Raw genomic sequence first — 14326 nt, 5'->3', positions numbered from 1 at the left:
GCGTAGCAACGGTGGCGGTGAATTCATTCCTGTTCAAGCAGCCCGTGTTTGTGGGCGATCTGCTGTCCTTCTACGCCGACATCGTCAAAGTCGGCAACACTTCGATCACTGTGAAGGTGGAAGTCTACGCGGAGCGCAACCGCCTGCAAGCCGTGACGGTGAAGGTCACGGAAGCCATTCTGACCTATGTGGCCACCGGCCCGGACCGCAAACCGCGCCAGGTACCGCCGATCGAAAGCCTGCTCGAACATTGATGGATCAGGGGCGCCGACAACTGCTGTTGCGCGGCGCCCGGCTCGCGGCGCTTGCCGCGATGGCGCAAGCCGGCGCCTTCCCTACCCAGGCTGCGCGCCATGGCAACGGCGCTTATCCCTTCTCCCTCGGCGTCGCTTCCGGCTCGCCACTGCCCGATTCCGTCATCCTCTGGACCCGCATCCTGCATGACCCATTGAACGCGGCGGGCACTCCGTCCCTTGCCATGGCCGTGCGCTGGGAAGTGGCGGAGGACGAAGCCTTCCGCAACATCGCCGCGCGCGGCACAGCTACCGCCGCGCCGGAACTGGCGCATAGTGTGCACGTCGACGTGCGTGGTCTGCGCGCCGGACGCTGGTACTGGTACCGCTTCATGCTGGGCGACGCGGTCAGCCCGGTCGGGCGCACGCGCACCGCGCCCGCCGCAGGCGAGCAGCCGATGCAATTGAAGCTGGCTGCGGCCTCCTGCCAGCACTGGGATTTCGGCTTCTACGCCGCCCATCGCCATATTGCAGCGGCTGCGCCGGATCTGGTGGCTTTCCTCGGCGATTACATTTACGAATGGGGACACTACAGCCTGGAACATCCCGCGCACGCCGTGCGCCGCGATGAAAGCTTCACTTTGGCCGAGTACCGCACCCGCTATGCGCAGTACAAGTCCGATCCCGATCTTCAGGCTGCGCACCAGGCAGCGCCGTGGATCGTGACCTGGGACGATCACGAAGTCTCCAACGACTACGATCCGTTGCACGACGAACTGCTGTCGCCAAATTTCCCGCAGCGCCGCGCCGCAGCCTATCAAGCCTACTACGAACATCAGCCGGTGCGCCTGAACTTTACGCCCGGCCTGGGCGAAGTGCGCATGTACCAGCGCTACGATTGGGGGAGACTGGCGCGCTTCCACGTGCTCGATACGCGCCAGTACCGTTCCGTGCATGCCTGCCAGCCACAGGGACGCGGCGGCTCGTCTTCCGTGTATCGGCGCGCCTGCGCCGCGCTGGCCGATCCGCGCCGTACCATGCTGGGCATGCAGCAGGAAGCATGGCTGGCAGAAGGACTGCAAAGCTCACGCGCGCAGTGGAATATCCTCGCGCAGCAAACGCTGATGGCGCAGTCTTCGCAAGTGCCAATCCATAGCGACGGTGATGGACGCTTCTGGACTGATGGCTGGGATGGTTACGCGGCCGGCCGTGCGCGTTTGCTGGATGCGCTGGAATCCAGCCGTGCAAGCAATCCGCTGGTGCTGTCCGGCGACGTACACACTTTCTATGCCGCTGAACTGGCGCGCGATGCGACACGCCCGCGTGGCGACGGCAACCGCCTGGTGGCGACCGAATTCTGCGGTACGTCGATCACGTCCAGTTCTCGCCCTCAGGAGCGCACCGCACAGTATGTCGCCATGAACCCGGCGCTGAAGTTCGGCCGCAGCGACCGGCGCGGTTTCATGCTGTTCGACATTCGTCCTGAGCGCTGCACAGTCCAGTTCCAGGCGCTGGACGATGTACGCGACAAGGCCAGCAACGTAGCCACGCTCGCATCCTTTACCGTCCGCGACGGACAGCCCGGATTGATTGCTCAGTAAAGTGGGTCCCTGTTTTCCAGGGAATTGGATCTGTTGAAGGGCACACGCAATGTGTACGATGAAACCATCGTAAGCAATTCGCAGGTCAGGAGTAGCCGGTCCTGCCACCGTCTAGCTGAGGTGCAGCGGCACGCCCAACCGGGCGCGCCGCGCCATCAGCTTCGCAATGGCGCGCTTTCCTCGCGCCGGCGTTCGGCCAGACTGGACACGCGCACCACTTTGCCGTCCACGTGGGCGTGGATGCTGCGCTCCATCGCATCGGCAGCGCCGTCGAAGTCGCCTGCGTCCACCCGGCGCAGCACCAGCATCGCGCCGCTGGCGCCGGTATTGAAAGTAAAGCTGACCAGCGCGTCGAACTGTTCCTGCGTCAGGTGCTGATGACTGATCTGGCGCTGCACGGCGCGTTCCACCACGCGGATGGATTCACTGAAGGAGGAGTCGATGTCGTCGTGAGCGCCCTCAAGCTCGCGCAATCGGCGGCGGCCTTCGGGGCTCAGATGCAGCAGATGGTTCGGGTTGGCGAATGCCATTTCGGCCTCCGGCTAGTGTACGGTTAATCATCAAACTGTACTTCTGCGCCGAAGGCCGGATTTGTGTTAAATCAGGCAGCCTTCTTTTCGTCGCGCAGCTGGCGACGGAGGATCTTGCCGACGTTCGTTTTCGGCAGCTCGTCGCGGAACTCGATGTACTTCGGTTTCTTGTAAGCGGTCAGTTCGTGCTTGCAGAACTCCATCAGTGCTTCAGCTGTTAGGTTTGGATCTTTCCGCACCACGAACAGCTTGACGGCTTCTCCCGAATGCTGGTCCGGCACGCCGACGCACGCCACTTCCAGCACACCAGGATGCGCCGCCACCACGCCTTCAATCTCGTTAGGATAAACGTTGAAGCCGGAAACCAGGATCATGTCCTTCTTGCGGTCTACGATACGAGTGTAGCCATTTTCGTCCATGATGCCAACGTCACCTGTCTTAAAGAAGCCATCAGGTGTCATCGATTTTGCGGTTTCTTCCGGACGGTTCCAGTAGCCGGCCATCACCTGCGGACCGCGAATCGCGATTTCGCCAGCAGTACCAAGGGCTACTTCATTACCTTCATCATCCAGAATCGTCACTTCAGTCGAGGGGATCGGCAAACCAATAGTACCCGTAAACTCCTTGATATCGACGCGGTTCGCAGTGGCGACAGGCGAAGTTTCCGACAGGCCGTAGCCCTCGATAATTGGCGTGCCAGTTACTTTCAGCCAGCGATCCGCTACCGACTGCTGCACGGCCATGCCGCCGCCGTTGGCGATCTTGTAGCTGGAGAAATCCAGTTTTGCGAAGTCGGGATTATTCAGCAAAGCGTTGTATAAAGTGTTCACTGCCGGGAAAACAACAACGCGGTACTTGGACAGCTCCTTCACGAAGCCCGGAATATCGCGCGGGTTCGGAATCAGCACATTCAGGCCGCCGGTGCGCATGCCCATGAAGGCGCTGATGGTCAGCGAGTAGATGTGGTACAGCGGCAGCGCAGCCACGAACACCATCTGTTCGCCGTCGCTCTTCATATTCAGCCAGGCTTCGTTCTGCAGCACGTTCGCCACAACGTTACGGTGCAGCAGAACGGCGCCCTTGGAAACGCCGGTCGTGCCGCCGGTGTACTGCAGGAAGGCGATATCGTCAGGCTTGATCTCGGCCGGCTTCAGCGTCATGCGCGAACCTTCGGACAGCACCTGTTTGAAAGTCACTGCGGTCGGCAGCGAATAAGCCGGCACCAGCTTCTTCACATTGCGCACGACGAAATTGACGATGGTGCCCTTCACGGCACCCAGCAGCTCACCCATGCTGGCCACGATCACGTGCTTGAGCGGCGTCGCACCCAGCACCTGCTGCACGGTGGTAGCGAAGTTTTCCAGTACCAGGATGGCTTCAGCGCCGGAGTCGTTGATCTGGTGCTGCAGTTCACGCGGTGTATACAGCGGATTGACGTTCACCACCGTGTAACCTGCACGCAGAATGCCCGCCATCGCCACCGGATACTGCAGCACGTTCGGCAGCATGATCGCCACGCGGGCGCCCGGCTTCAGTCCTTTCGACTGCAGCCATGCGCCGAACTGGCGGGACATCTGGTCCAGCTGGGCGTAAGTCATGAACTTGTCCATGCAGACGTAGGCATTGCGGTCGGCGTACTTCTGGAAGGCCTCTTCCATCAAATGCGTGATGGAGCGGTACTGCGACGGGTCGATCTCCGTCGGCATGCCTTCGGGGTAGGACTTCAACCAGATTTTTTCCATTCAATGCCTCATCTTTCGTTCATGACTAGGGCCGCGCTTTATGCAGCCTTCTTGTTGTCGGCCGGAGCCTCGTCACGCAGAGCGCGGCGCAGGATCTTGCCGACGTTCGTTTTAGGGAGCTCCTCGCGGAACTCGATGTATTTCGGTTYCTTGTAGCCGGTCAGGTTCTCTTTGCAGAAGGCCATCAGGGTATCGACGGACAAGTCCGGGTCCTTGCGCACCACGAACAGCTTGACCGCTTCGCCCGAGTAGTCGTCCGGCACGCCGACGCAGGCGCATTCCAGCACGCCCGGATGGCTGGCCACCACGCCTTCCACTTCATTCGGATACACATTGAAGCCGGAGACCAGGATCATGTCCTTCTTGCGGTCGACGATTTTCACGTAGCCGCGTTCGTCCATCACGCCCACATCGCCGGACTTGAAGAAGCCATCAGGCGTCATCACGCGCGCGGTTTCGTCCGGACGGTTCCAGTAGCCCGCCATCACCTGCGGACCGCGAATCGCGATCTCGCCAGGCTGGCCGAGCGGCACCGGCTGGCCCGCATCGTCCAGGATGGCGATATCAGTCGATGGCACCGGCAGGCCAATGGTGCCGGAGAAGGCCGTGCTGTCGGCCGGATTGCAGGTCGCCACCGGCGAGGTTTCGGACAGGCCATAGCCTTCGATAATCGCGCCGCCGGTCRTGGCCAGCCATTTGTCGGACACCGACTGCTGCACCGCCATGCCGCCGCCATTCGCCATCTTCATATGCGAGAAGTCCAGCATCTTGAAGTCGGGGTGATTCAGCAGCGCGTTGTACAGCGTGTTCACGGCCGGCAGCATATTGAATTCGTACTTCGCCAGCTCCTTGATGAAGCCACCGATATCGCGCGGATTCGGGATCAGCACATTCAGTGCACCAATGCGGATGCCCCACATCGCGCAGGCCGTCAGCGCGAAGATGTGGTACAGCGGCAGTGCGCAGACAATGGTCATCGACTCCACCACTGGCGGGCGCTTCAGGCCGGGCTGCCCCCAGGCTTCGGTCTGCAGCAGGTTGGCGATGATATTGCGGTGGGTCAGCGTAGCGCCTTTGGAGACGCCGGTTGTGCCGCCGGTGTACTGCAGGAAGGCCACATCTTCGTGGCGCAGCTCGACCGGCGTCAGCTTCATGCCGCCGCCATGGCGCATCGCATCCTTGAAGCGCATCGCGTTCGGCAGGGAAAAAGCGGGCACCATCTTCTTCACGCTGCGCACCACGAAGTTGACGATCATGCCTTTCAGGCCGCCCAGCATCTCGCCCATGCTGGCGACGATGATGTGCTTGACCGAAGTGCGGGTGAGCACCTGCTCCAGGGTATGGCCGAAGTTTTCCAGGATGATGATGGCTTCCGCCCCGGAGTCGTTCAGCTGGTGTTCCAGCTCGCGCGGGGTGTATAGCGGATTCACGTTCACGACCGTGTAGCCGGCGCGCAGGATGGCGGCAATCGCGATCGGGTATTGCAGCACGTTCGGCATCATGATGGCGACACGCGCGCCCTTCTTCATGCCGCGGCTTTGCAGGAAGGCGCCGAGGCGGCGCGAATAGTCGTCCAGCTGTGCGTAGGTGATGAACTTGTCCATGCAGACGAAAGCATTTCGTGCCGCATATTTTTGGAAGGACTCTTCCAGCAGATGAACCAGCGAACGGTACTGAGTGGGGTCAATCTCTGACGGAACACCTGGGGGGTACGACTTCAGCCAAATTTTGTCCATCTGTGCCTCTTTGTCTCGGTAATTATCGTTATGTATTTGGGTCGCGCGGCTGCACAGGGCCGGGCGGCAGGCGGGTCTTCGTCAGAAAAAAGAACGCCCGTTCTATATCTGCAACGTARATGCTATCGTGCGTGCAGGCCATTCGGCAAGTGATTTGTTGGATTTGGTGTCGGTCCTCTAGCGGCCTTTCTGCTGCAGCGCAGCGTCAGTTCAAGCCGCTAGGTTCCTTTTGCGCAGCGGCAGTTGTCGTTTCGGCGCCATGTGCCGCGGATTGCGCCAGTTGTTGCAGTCTGTCATTCCGTTCAACCGACGGCAGATTGCTCATATTGCGCACCGCAGCATAGAAGTGCGGAAAGTCTTTCTCTTTTGCAAGCAGCGCACGGAAGCCGGGCAGCAAGTCATTATAGGTGGCAACAGATGCCAATTGCGCATTATTGAGCGGTTCTGCGAAGAAGCGGTCGTAGCCGTTGTAGCCACCCCAGTTTGCCTTCAGAACCTTGTACTCGTCTTGCAGCGAAGCAAAGATCCGCGCCTTTTCCTCGCGCTTGTGCTTCACCGTGGATTTGCTGGCGTAGTTATCGGCCAGCATCTGGCGGTGCCTGACCAGCAGGGCCAGAAAGTCCTGGCGCCGCGCGCTGTAGCGGGCATAGGCTTCGCGCATGGCGTCGTTGCCGTAGATGTCCAGCCAGCGCTGCACACCGGCCTCTTCCACCGCAGTAGCGAAGGCTTCGTTGAATTTGGAATCGCCCTGAATGTAGACGATCTGGTGCGCCAGTTCGTGGAACACCATGCGCGCCAGTTCAGCGTCGGAATAGTTGATGAAGGTGGACAGTAGCGGATCGCTGAACCAGCCCAGAGTCGAGTAGGCCGGCACGCCGCCCACCGAAACGTCATTGCGTTCCTTGCGCAACTCGTCCGCGTAGGATTCGGCATCCGCCTTATCGTAATAGCCGCGGTAGCTTACGCAACCGGCAATGGGGAAGCACCACTGAATGGGACGCAAGGACAGCTCCGGGGTGGCGACCACATTCCACAGCACATACTGCCGCTTCAGGGAGGCGTAATTCTTGTAGCTGTCGTTGTCCGGCAGGTGCAGTTCCTTGACTGCAAAATGGCGTATCAGACGGGCCTTTTCCAGCCGCGCCCGGAGCTTCGGCTCGGTGGCCGGGTCGCCCAGCCAGTCGTCGATGGAGCGGGCGTCAGACCAGAGCGAATACTGGCCTTGCGCCGCCTGGAAGTAATACTTGAACTGCGCACAACCCACCAGCGCCAGGGCACACACGCCCCCCGTCACCAGATATCTGGCGCGTATTTTCAGGCGTGCAATTGTGCGCATACATCAGTCTCAAGCAGCTTTCTCCACTTGGACCAGTGTATCGTAAAACGTGGGCGCGCGACCCATGTCAGTCAGCCGTTGGCTGGTGACCTCGTTGGCGTTCTTGCCATCCCTGGCCAGCTTCTTCCACCAGATCGAGAGGCCCACAACCAGGCCTTTTCGGGCCTTGGCCGTCACGCGCGCCTTGCACACGAAGGAGCCACGATCGTTGAAGATGCGCACCGGATCGCCGGGATTGATGCCACGTGTTGCCGCATCGTCAGGGTGGATATCGAGGTGCGGCTCGCCCTCCGTTGCACGCAGACTTTGCACGTTGACAAAGGTCGAGTTCAGGAAGTTACGGGCTGGCGGAGATATCATCTGAAGCGGGTATTTTGCCGCCAGTTCCGGGCTGGATGCATGCGATTCGTAGTTCGGAATATAGGCCGGCAACGGGTCCAGACCATCGCGCAGCATGCTTTCCGAGTAGAACTCGCATTTTCCTGATGGTGTGGGGAAATTGCCATACGCAAAGGGCGCATCTGGTACCGCCAGTTTCTGCCAACCCTTTTGCTTGAGTGACTCCCAGTCAAAGTGCACCGCGCGCGCATCGTTCTTGCGGAAAGCGATCGATGCCAGCTGGTCATCGCTGTCCTTGAAACACGGATCATCAAAGCCCATGCGCGCCGCGATCAGACGGAAGATTTCGGTGTTCGGCTTGGACTCGCCCATCGGCGCCACCGCTGCATTATTAGCCATCATGTAGAGGTGGCCATAAGCGTTGTGAATGTCTACGTGCTCCAGCTGGGTCGTCGCAGGCAGCACGATGTCGGCGTAGTCGGCGGTGTCGGTCTGGAAGTGTTCCAGCACCACGGTGAACAGATCTTCCCGCGCGAAACCGGCCGCCACTTTCGGCGAATCCGGCGCCACCGCCACGGGATTGGAGTTGTAGACGATCAGCGCCTTGATCTGCGGGCCGAATTCCGGCGAGGCAGGACGCAGCAGGTCGTCGCCGATGGTCACCATATTGATAGTGCGCGGCTGCTTCTTCAGCAAATCCGTACGCTGCAGGGCCGGCAGGTTTTTCGGGAAGATACCGCTGGTCGACAACTGCACGCCGCCTGCTGCGTGACGCCAGGCGCCGACCAGCGCCGGCAGGCAGGCGATATTTCGCACCGACATGCCGCCGCCATGCACGCGCTGCACGCCATAATTCATGCGGATCGCCACCGGCTCGCCCGCCTTGGCAGTACGGCCATATTCGCGCGCCAGCTCCACTACTTCTTCTACCGTAATGCCGCAGGTGGCAGCGGTGCGCTCCGGCGTCCATTCCGCCGCCCGTTCCTTCAGCTGTTCAAAGCCGACGGTGTACTGCGCGATATAGTCGTGATCCAGCAAATCTTCGGCAATCAGCACATGCATCAGACCAAGAGCCAGTGCGGAATCCGTGCCGGGCAGCAGAGCGATGTGCTGATGGCATTTCTCGGCCGTCAGCGAGCGATAGGGGTCGATGGCAATCAGCTTCGCGCCGTGGCGTTTGGCTTCCTGGGCTCGGGTCCAGAAGTGCAGGTTGGATGCGATCGGATTGCCGCCCCAGATCAGAATCAGCTTCGCATTCTGGAACTGCTCCAGATCCGTGCCGATGGACGCGCCAATGGTGTACTTGTAGCCCGTGGCGCCTGCCGTCGCGCAAATCGTGCGATCCAGCAGCGAGGCGCCAACCTTGTTGAAGAAACGGGAAGACATGGACTCGCCCTGCACCAGTCCCATGGTGCCCGCATAGCTGTAAGGCACGATGGATTCCGGCTCATTCTCAGCCAGGGGTTTCAGACGCGCCGCGATTTCGTCCAGCGCCTCATCCCAGCTGATGCGCTCGAATTTGCCCTCGCCTTTCTTTCCCACGCGGCGCATCGGATGCAGCAGGCGGTCCGGCGAATACGTGCGCTCGGTGTAGCGGGCCACCTTGGTGCACAGCACGCCGGCTGTGGTGGGATGGTCCGGGTCGCCTTTCACTTCGGTAGCCACGCCGTTTTCGACGGTAACCAGGAGTGCGCAGGTGTCGGGGCAATCGTGCGGGCAGGTGGCACGAACAACTTGTGTGCTTGTCATCAGAATTCCGGGGAAGCGGGTGCAGAAAACGTTATCGTAAACCATTCCGCCAACTGACACCCAGAGGCTACAATGGCCCCATGGAGGCACCAGAATGAACCTGATCGATCCGATTATTGCGTTTCAATCCGAGTTGCAGCAGATCCGACGCGATCTGCATGCGCACCCGGAACTCTGCTACGAAGAAAAGAGAACGTCCGATGTTGTCGCTGCCAAGCTGACTGAGTGGGGCATCCCCGTCATCCGCGGCATGGGCCAGACCGGTGTGGTCGGCATCATCAAGAACGGCACATCCGAACGCGCCATCGGCCTGCGCGCCGATATGGACGCCCTGCCTATGCAGGAGATCAACACCTTCCCGCACGCGTCGCAGCACGCGGGCAAGATGCACGCTTGCGGCCATGACGGCCACACCGCCATGCTGCTCGGTGCAGCGCATCACCTGGCCAGGCACCGCAACTTCGATGGCACCGTCTATCTCGTGTTCCAGCCTGCCGAAGAAGGCGGCGCCGGCGCGCGCAAGATGATGGAAGACGGCCTGTTCGAGCGCTGCCCGATGGACGCAATCTACGGCATGCACAACTGGCCCGGCGCAGCTGCGGGCACGCTGAGCGTGTGCGAAGGTCCGATGATGGCTTCATCCAACGAATTCCACGTGACCGTACGCGGCAAAGGCGCCCACGCGGCCCAGCCGCACAAGGGCATTGACCCGATCATGGTCGCGGTGAATATCGCTCAGGCCTGGCAGACCATCATCACGCGCAACAAGAGCCCTTTGGATACAGCGGTCATCTCGATCACTCAGATCCACTCCGGCAGCGCGACCAATGTGATTCCTGATGAAGCGCAGCTGGTCGGCACCGTGCGCACCTTCACCACCGAAGTGCTGGACATGATCGAGAAGCGCATGCAGGCGTTGGCGGAAAACATCGGCACGGCCTTCGATGCGCAAGTGGACTTTGTCTTCAAACGCAACTACCCGCCGCTGGTGAACCATGCGAAGGAGACTGCGTTTGCGGTGGAAGTCGCGAAGGCGATGGTGGGCGCGGACAAGGTGGACGATAAGGTCGAACCCACCATGGGCGCCGAGGACTTTGCCTTCTTCCTGCAGGAGAAACCGGGCTGCTATCTCTTCATCGGCAACGGCGAAGGCGATCATCGCGACGGCGGTCACGGACTTGGTCCCTGCGTGCTGCACAACGCCAGCTACGACTTCAACGACAAGCTGCTGCCAATCGGCGCCAGCTACTGGGTGCACCTGGCCGAAGCGGCGCTGCCACTGCGCTGAGATGGCGGATCAATGATCCGCCCTACGCCAGCGGCACGCGCCCGGCGCACCACGTAGGGCGGGTCATTCGACCCGCCGCTGCTGGCGGCTTACGGCAACTTATCCGGCCCGGCGCCAACGTGCTGGCCTGGATTCAACTGCTCCAACGCCAGCAAGGCGGCCGAATGATCGGCCTGCGGATACACATCCTTGATCGACTCATAACGCTGCGTCACCAGGCTGGTGACCGGCAGCGCAATGCCCACAGCTGCAGCCGCCGCGAGCACGTTGTGCTGATCCTTCAGCTGCGTCAGCACCTGCCCGCCCGGCAGGAAATTCCGCTCCAGCATGCGCTGTCCATGCACCTCCAGCACGCGGCTCTCCGCGAAGCCGCCGCGTATCGCCGCGCGCACTGCCGCTGGATCAGCGCCCGCCGCTTGCGCCAGCAATAAGGCCTCCGCCACGATATTGATGGTGCCACCAACGATCAGCTGATTGCACAGTTTAGCCACCTGTCCCGCGCCAGCCGGGCCAACCAGCGTCGCCCGCCCCATCGCTGCAAACACCGGCTGCGCCTCTGCGAAATCCGCAGCGCTGCCACCCGCCATGATGGCCAGCGTGCCTTGCTGCGCACCGCCAACGCCGCCGGACACCGGCGCATCGATAAAACGGCAGCCATGCGCGGTGAGCTTCGCGTGAAAGGCCTGCGCCTCGTCCTGCCGCGTCGAGCTCATATCGATCCACAGCGTACCGCGCGCCATCGACGGCAGGCAGGCATCAATCGCCTGCCCCACTGCCGGACCGTCAGACAGCATCGAGATCACGACCTGCGCATCGGACATCGCATCGGCCAGCGTCAACGCGGCCAGCGCACCCGCCTCTTCCAGCGCCTCCGCTTTGCCGGGCGTGCGATTCCACGCACGTAACGGAAAACCTGCGGCCAGCAATCGGCGTACCATGGGCTCGCCCATCAGGCCAATGCCAAGAAAAGAAATCCGTGTAGGAAGGGTCACTTTAATCCCCCTTTAAACAATATTGCGCTAATTTTAACAACTGAGCAGTTATCAGCAGCGATTCCTGAACCTCGCTACAATTTGGGACATTGCCGTAGCAACTGCGCATACAGCAGCAAAAACACGAGAGAATAGCTAATGAAAAAACTGATCGCGGCCGCTGCCGCTACGCTGGCCCTGTCACCAGCCTTCGCTTCCGACAATCTGGTGGACGGTGTGTACGCCGAATACTCCGGCGGCGCGAAAGTCAAAATGGGCCATATTGGCGTTACCAAGGACTGGCCGTCCAACTGGAGCTGGTTCGAGTCGAATGGCCGCCACCTCACCGGTTACTGGGATGCGTCACTGGGCTACTGGGAAGGCAGCCAGTACAACGACATTCCGGGCGCAAAGCAGCGCATCGCCGATATCGGCTTCACCCCAGTGCTTCGCTACCAGAGCATCGACAAGACCGGCTTCTTCGCGGAGATCGGCATCGGCGCTCACCTGCTGTCGAAGACCTACAATAACGACGGCGACCGCCTGTCCACCGCATTCGAGTTCGGCGATCACCTGGGTGTAGGCTACACCTTCGACAAGAATTGGGAAGTAGGCGCGAAGTATCAGCACTATTCCAACGGCGGTATAAAAGAGCCGAACAGCGGCGTCAATGTGGTCTCCGTCCGCGTCGCCTACAAGTTCTGATCTTCAAATGAAAAAACCGCTGGCAAACCAGCGGTTTTTTTTCGTGGATGCGGCGCTTATTCCGCGATGTCGGTGCCCACATTGATCGCAGCGTAAGCACGCTGCACAGCCTTCGCTTCCGCGCTGTTCACGCCGTACAGTTCCTGCGCTGCCGCCAGCACCTTGTTGCGCGCGTCCGCATAGTTGGTGGACGAAGTGAACTTGGTCGTATTGGCCTTGAACCAGATGCGGTAAGCCTTGTCGATGCCGATGCCGGTCATCGCCTTCGGTGCCTGCGTCAGGTACTTCGAATAGTATTCGCTGGTGCTGACGGAACTTGACCCCATGGCCAGGAAGTAGAACATGCGGTTGTTCGGACCGGAGCTGTAGTGCACATCAAGACGTTTGATGGATGTGCTCCACGCATCCGGGCTTGAACCGTCTTTGCTGGGCTTCCACATCCAGCGCAGCGGCTGGCCGTTCTTCGAAATCTCCTTGCCCATCATCCAGTCGTTTGCACTCGGCACAGGCAGCACGGTGCCGGTGCCGCCGTTGCGCGCATAGGCTTCCACTGCTTCGCCGTTGATGTCCGATGCGGATTCATTCAGACCGCCCGACTCGCCTTTGTAGGTCAGATTGGACGTTGCAGCGGTAACGCCATGCCCCATTTCGTGACCGATCACATCGATCGAACCGAGGCTGTTGAAGGACGTGCCGCCATCACCGATGTACATGCAGCGGCAGGTGTCGGAGTAGTAGGCGTTGTCGTATGCCGTGTTGACGTGAGCGGCGATGTAGGTGGCGGTGTTATTGCCGTCCAGGGACTGCCAGCCCATCACGTTCTTCAGCATGTCGTAGGTATTCATCAAACCCCACAGCGCATTGACTGCCGCGGTCTGGCCGTTGGCATTAGTAGTGCTGCCGCCGGAGATGTACTGCTTGCCGTCGCCCCAGACATTCGTGCTGTTGGTGTACACCGAACCGGCGCTGGTGGTGTGATTCGCATTGGTGATCGCCATCGCACCGAAAGTGCCGCCAGTGCCGCGCGTGCCGTCGATCATCGAATAGGTGCTGCCATTCAGCGTGGTGTTGACCGGCACATCGCCGTTGTACTGGCTGTGGCCAGTACCCACAACGTTCTGCACCATATTCCACTGCTCGATGATGGAGCCATCCTGCGCGTCGACGATGGTGTTGTGGAAGACGGCGTTATTGCCGTTCACCATACGGGTCTTCACGAAATAGGCCAGCTTGTAGCCGGACACCACGTCCTGCAGATCCATCGCATTCAGTTCGCTCTCCGCCTTCTTCTCGGCGCCGGCGACGCGCTCGGTCATCACCACCGGATAGATCACCAGTTCGGCGAACGGTGGATCGATATGGCCGCTACCGGTCGGCACGGTTTTCATCACGACATCGATCGCGCCCTTTTCGTTAATTGCAGGCTTCAGGTTCATGCGCTTGCCGGCCAGGCCTTTGCGGCGCTCGCCGATCGATTCGCTGACGATATTGCCGTCGGCGTCCGTCACCACGACCGATTCGGATTCGAAGATGCGAATGCCTTTATAAGTGTGATTGAGGCGGCTGATTGCCTGCCCTTTCGCACCGGGATGCTGGCTGGCGATGGCGAAACCGAAGTCGGCGTCGAGGCCGTGCTTACCGCGTTCGCTGTTCAAGGCGGAAATCAGGCGGGCTTTCTCCTGCGCGGAAAAAGCAACCGGGGATGCCATCGTGCTGGCGGCGCCAACCTGGCCTGCAGCCAGAGCGATAGCGGTGGCGATCAGAGTCTTGCGAATTTTCATGCGTTCTCCATTATGTCCCGTTGTGATGTGCGGAGGCTTATGCCATCTCGTGCGGCACACGTTAGCGGGTGGGGAGAAGCGAAGTCAAAAATTCTGGGAATTGAGACAGTTTGATGACACTTGTCTCAAATAGGACATTTGTAACCCACGGCGCAAAAGCGGGTGGCTGCCACATCGTGGCAGCCACCTGGTTCAGGTCCTGGGTTCAGAAAGCAAAAAAGCCCACCGGCGTCTGCGCCTGGTGGGCTTTTTCAATAACTAGCCTGACGATAACCTACTTTCACACTGGTTGCAGCACTATCATCGGCGCAAAGT

The 14326-nt window shown here is 60.4% G+C and carries 11 protein-coding genes; 4 read left to right on the top strand and 7 right to left on the bottom strand.

The genetic code is table 11. The features are described from left to right. A partial coding sequence (locus tag AB4Z11_RS06465) for an acyl-CoA thioesterase (protein WP_442023582.1) occupies positions 1-254 on the top strand: 254 nt, incomplete at its 5' end. After that, the gene (locus AB4Z11_RS06460) at positions 254-1834 is read left to right on the top strand and encodes an alkaline phosphatase D family protein (protein ID WP_442023580.1); all 1581 of its coding nucleotides are present in this window, start codon (positions 254-256) and stop codon (positions 1832-1834) included. The genes AB4Z11_RS06465 and AB4Z11_RS06460, both read left to right, overlap by 1 nt. A 155-nt stretch (positions 1835-1989) precedes the next feature. Here AB4Z11_RS06460 and AB4Z11_RS06455 read toward each other — a convergent pair whose 3' ends face one another. From AB4Z11_RS06455 to AB4Z11_RS06435, 5 genes are all read right to left on the bottom strand, one after another. Then, positions 1990-2364 carry a glycoside hydrolase family protein gene (locus AB4Z11_RS06455; protein WP_442023578.1) on the bottom strand — a complete coding sequence of 125 codons (375 nt, stop codon included), beginning with the start codon at positions 2362-2364 and terminating at the stop codon, positions 1990-1992. 71 nt (positions 2365-2435) lie between these two features. Further along, the gene (locus AB4Z11_RS06450; protein ID WP_442023576.1) at positions 2436-4106 is read right to left on the bottom strand and encodes a long-chain-fatty-acid--CoA ligase; all 1671 of its coding nucleotides are present in this window, start codon (positions 4104-4106) and stop codon (positions 2436-2438) included. A 38-nt stretch (positions 4107-4144) separates the two neighbouring features. Then, positions 4145-5842 (bottom strand): long-chain fatty acid--CoA ligase, encoded by a 1698-nt coding sequence (locus tag AB4Z11_RS06445; RefSeq protein ID WP_442023574.1) that lies wholly within the window; start codon positions 5840-5842, stop codon positions 4145-4147. 205 nt (positions 5843-6047) lie between these two features. Beyond that, a complete protein-coding gene (locus tag AB4Z11_RS06440) occupies positions 6048-7178 on the bottom strand; it encodes an aminopeptidase (RefSeq protein ID WP_442023572.1) in 1131 nt (376 codons plus the stop codon). A 9-nt stretch (positions 7179-7187) separates the two neighbouring features. Beyond that, positions 7188-9266 carry a molybdopterin-containing oxidoreductase family protein gene (locus AB4Z11_RS06435; RefSeq protein WP_442023570.1) on the bottom strand — a complete coding sequence of 693 codons (2079 nt, stop codon included), beginning with the start codon at positions 9264-9266 and terminating at the stop codon, positions 7188-7190. A gap of 94 nt (positions 9267-9360) precedes the next feature. Between AB4Z11_RS06435 and AB4Z11_RS06430 the strand changes: the two genes are divergently transcribed. Then, positions 9361-10554, top strand: coding sequence for a M20 aminoacylase family protein (locus AB4Z11_RS06430; RefSeq protein ID WP_442023568.1), 1194 nt, complete (start codon positions 9361-9363; stop codon positions 10552-10554). Between the two features lie 89 nt (positions 10555-10643). Here the strand turns inward: AB4Z11_RS06430 and AB4Z11_RS06425 are convergent, their stop codons facing one another. Continuing rightward, positions 10644-11528 (bottom strand): NAD(P)-dependent oxidoreductase, encoded by an 885-nt coding sequence (locus AB4Z11_RS06425; RefSeq protein WP_442023584.1) that lies wholly within the window; start codon positions 11526-11528, stop codon positions 10644-10646. Positions 11529-11684: 156 nt separating this feature from the next. Here AB4Z11_RS06425 and AB4Z11_RS06420 point away from each other — a divergent pair, with 156 nt between their 5' ends. Then, positions 11685-12230, top strand: a complete 546-nt coding sequence (locus AB4Z11_RS06420) for an acyloxyacyl hydrolase (protein ID WP_442023566.1) — start codon at positions 11685-11687, stop codon at positions 12228-12230. Between the two features lie 56 nt (positions 12231-12286). Here the strand turns inward: AB4Z11_RS06420 and AB4Z11_RS06415 are convergent, their stop codons facing one another. Continuing rightward, positions 12287-14011, bottom strand: a complete 1725-nt coding sequence (locus AB4Z11_RS06415) for a M4 family metallopeptidase (protein ID WP_442023564.1) — start codon at positions 14009-14011, stop codon at positions 12287-12289. Positions 14012-14326 lie beyond the last annotated feature (315 nt).

The sequence above is a fragment of the Pseudoduganella sp. RAF53_2 genome (assembly GCF_052113985.1).
Taxonomy (GTDB): Bacteria; Pseudomonadota; Gammaproteobacteria; order Burkholderiales; family Burkholderiaceae_D; genus Rugamonas.
The sequence above is the reverse complement of the archived record's forward strand: the minus strand, read 5'-3'. Positions and strand labels throughout refer to the sequence as shown.

Coding starts and splice junctions, on each gene's coding strand:
- AB4Z11_RS06450 (WP_442023576.1), bottom strand. CDS start 4,106: ATGGAAAAAATCTGGTTGAAGTCCTACCCCGAAGGCATGCCGACGGAG.
- AB4Z11_RS06440 (WP_442023572.1), bottom strand. CDS start 7,178: ATGCGCACAATTGCACGCCTGAAAATACGCGCCAGATATCTGGTGACG.
- AB4Z11_RS06435 (WP_442023570.1), bottom strand. CDS start 9,266: ATGACAAGCACACAAGTTGTTCGTGCCACCTGCCCGCACGATTGCCCC.
- AB4Z11_RS06460 (WP_442023580.1), top strand. CDS start 254: ATGGATCAGGGGCGCCGACAACTGCTGTTGCGCGGCGCCCGGCTCGCG.
- AB4Z11_RS06420 (WP_442023566.1), top strand. CDS start 11,685: ATGAAAAAACTGATCGCGGCCGCTGCCGCTACGCTGGCCCTGTCACCA.
- AB4Z11_RS06430 (WP_442023568.1), top strand. CDS start 9,361: ATGAACCTGATCGATCCGATTATTGCGTTTCAATCCGAGTTGCAGCAG.
- AB4Z11_RS06455 (WP_442023578.1), bottom strand. CDS start 2,364: ATGGCATTCGCCAACCCGAACCATCTGCTGCATCTGAGCCCCGAAGGC.
- AB4Z11_RS06415 (WP_442023564.1), bottom strand. CDS start 14,011: ATGAAAATTCGCAAGACTCTGATCGCCACCGCTATCGCTCTGGCTGCA.